Source organism: Streptomyces sp. P9(2023) (genome assembly GCF_032436795.1).
Lineage (GTDB): Bacteria > Actinomycetota > Actinomycetes > Streptomycetales > Streptomycetaceae > Streptomyces.
Genome location: NZ_JAUPWM010000744.1, coordinates 1 through 246, shown reverse-complemented (window position 1 = coordinate 246; position 246 = coordinate 1). Strand labels below are relative to the sequence as shown.

The following is a 246-nucleotide window of genomic DNA, read 5'->3' as shown; positions in this document are numbered from 1 at the left end:
AGGCATTGCAACCATCACTTTCTGTTGGAGCCAGTCAGAAGGAATTTCATTTCCGGTTGACCTATCCGACAACCCGGCACTGGTTCGGCAGTATCTGCGAGACTTCTTTGAAAGCTTCGAGCAGGCACTGATCTATCACCACATAGCCTTTGACGTTACCGTACTAATATACCAGCTTTATATGCAGCATATTACCGATACCAAAGGTTTGCTGCGTGGCCTGAAGGTCATGCTACGGAATTGGCA

General features: G+C 47.6%; 1 protein-coding gene. It reads left to right on the top strand.

Annotation, left to right across the window (positions count from 1 at the left end):
- Nucleotides 1-246 (top strand): hypothetical protein (locus Q5762_RS39305; RefSeq protein ID WP_315897114.1); only part of this gene is annotated, 246 nt, incomplete at both ends.